Source organism: Micromonospora sp. NPDC003776, from assembly GCF_053605645.1.
This window is the reverse complement of the sequence record NZ_JBSGJR010000799.1, coordinates 1-2412: the sequence shown is the minus strand read 5'-3', so window position 1 is coordinate 2412 and position 2412 is coordinate 1. Positions and strand designations below refer to the sequence as shown.

The following is a 2412-nucleotide window of genomic DNA, read 5'->3' as shown; positions in this document are numbered from 1 at the left end:
GCGACCTGCGCGCGTCGAGCGAGGCCCGCCGCCGGTACGACGACCAGCGCGGCCGGGAGGACCGCGGCGGCGTCGGCGGCTGGAGCCTGTGAGCTGGTCCCGGGACCGGGCGTAGCGCTGTTACCGGCCCGCCCCTGTCGGACCGGTCCGCTACGGTCGTGAGGTCATGGAGCCGCACACCGGCGAAGCGATCATCGGGCGGGAGCACCCCGCAGCCCTGTTGCGCGCCGAAGTGGACCGGGTGACCACCAGCCACGGGGGTCTCGTCCTGGTCGCCGGCGAGCCCGGCATCGGCAAGACCACGCTGGTCGCCGCGGCGGCTGAGGAGGCCCGACAGCGTGGTGCCCTCGTTCTCGGCGCCGCCTGCTGGGACTCCGACAGCGCCCCCGGCTACTGGCCCTGGGTCCAAGTGCTGCGGCGGCTGCGCCGCCGCGCCGACGACTGGGCCCTGGCACGGGAGGCCGCCGAGCCCGGACTGGCCACACTGCTCGGCGAGACCAGCGGCACCCCACCCGCCACCGACGTCGAGGAAACCGGTGGCCAGGAGGAGTTCGCGCTGTACGACGCCGTGACCACCGCCCTGGTGGCGGTCGCCCAGCGCCGACCGGTCGTGGTGATCCTCGACGATCTGCACTGGGCCGACCCCGCCTCGCTGCGGCTGCTGCAGTTCGCCACCCAGCACACCTGGTTCGAGCGGCTGCTCCTGATCGGCACCTACCGCGACGCCGAGGTCGAGTCCGGCGACCACCGGCTGCTCCCGCTGCTCCTGCCGCTGACCGCCAAGGCGACCACCGTCACCCTCACCGGACTGTCGCGCGACGAGGTGGCCGCGCTCATCAGCCGTACGGCGAATCGGCAACCCGACGCCGACCTCGTGGACGAGGTGCACCGGCGTACCGGCGGCAATCCCTTCTTCGTCGAGCAGACCGCCCGGCTGTGGAGCGCCGATGGGCTGGCCACCACCATCGCCCCCGGTGTGCGGGAAGCCGTGCGCCGTCGCCTGGACCAGTTGCCCGCCCCGGTGATGGAGGCGCTCACCGTGGCCGCCGTGCTCGGCCGCGTCTTCCACCGCCAGCTCCTCGCCGCCTGCGTACCCGGCCCCGTGGCGCAGATCGACCGGCTCCTGGACCGGGCGGTGTCCGCCCGGCTCGTGGTGGCCCGCGGCGGCGGCCGCTTCGCGTTCGCCCACGACCTGGTCCGGGAAACCCTCTACGACGGGATACCGGAGACCCACCGGCGAGCCCGCCACGCCGCGGTCGTCCGCGCCGTCGACCGGTCCGCGACCCTGGCCGACCAGCTGATCCCCGCCGACCTGGCCCGCCACGCCTGGCTCGCCGGCCCCGACCTCGACCCGACCCGGGCCGCCGAACTGCTCGTCACCGCCGCCCGCAACGCCGGGGGTCGACTTGCCGTGGAGGAGTCGACGCTGCACTTCCGTCGTGCGCTGGAGATCGCCGACGAGCCGACCCGACGCATCAAGATCATGATGGAACTCGCCCAGCTGCTGCACCACGTCGGCACCCGCGGCGAGGCCGAGCGGCTGCTCGCCGACGCTGCGATGCTGGCCCGCGCCGTCGACGACGCCGCGCTGCTCGCCCGGGTCGCGCTCACCGTCCACCGGCAGCAGGCCACCAACCGACGCCTGACCGACCCGGAGGACCTGGTACGCGAGGCGTACCAGCGGCTCATCGGCGAACCCGACGGCGAGGTCCCGCTGAGCACGCTGGCCGCCGACCTCATCACCGCCACCGAGACCCTCGCCCGCCGCGGCCGGGACGACGAAGCCCTCACCTTCAGTCTCTGGGCCCGTCACGACACGACCTGGGGGCTCGGCACCGCCGCCGACCGCGCCACCGTGACCGCGGAGATCCGCGACGTGGGCCGCCGCACCGGTGACCGGGAAACCGAGCTGTGGGCGACCTCGCTGCGCTGGGTGGCGCTGCTGGAGCTCGGCGACCCGCGCTACCACGAGGAACTCACCGCATTCGTCACCGGCTGCCGCGAAGGGGACGTGGCCCGGCACCGGGTGGCCGCAGCCATCGACGCCGGCATCATCGCCGGCTTCCGTGGCGACTTCGCCGCCGCCGACGAGCACTTCGCCGAAGTGGACCGGTACGGCGAGTGGGAGCACTCCGACCACGCCTTCATGGGGCATCACCTGCGCTGGTCCCGGCTGCTGCTGCAGGGCCGGTTCGCCGACGCGGACGCGCTGCTCGACGGGCTCGCCCCGGCGGCTCACCCGTACCCGGACCTGCTGCGGGCGATCACCGCCGCCGAACGCGGTGACACCGGTACCGCCGGCGGGCTCACCGCCGGCATCGAGGCCGCCGGCACCACGTATCCCCGGGCCGTCTCCGCGATGTGGCTGCGCCTGCGCGCGCAGGCCGCCGCCGCCAGCGGCGATCCCCGGCG

Annotated in this window: 1 protein-coding gene; it reads left to right on the top strand. The window is 74.8% G+C overall.

The window, feature by feature from the left end; all coding sequences use genetic code 11:
* Positions 1-166 precede the first annotated feature (166 nt).
* Positions 167-2412: ATP-binding protein (locus ACWEVO_RS35055; RefSeq protein ID WP_452311704.1), on the top strand; the 2246-nt coding region annotated here is incomplete at its 3' end.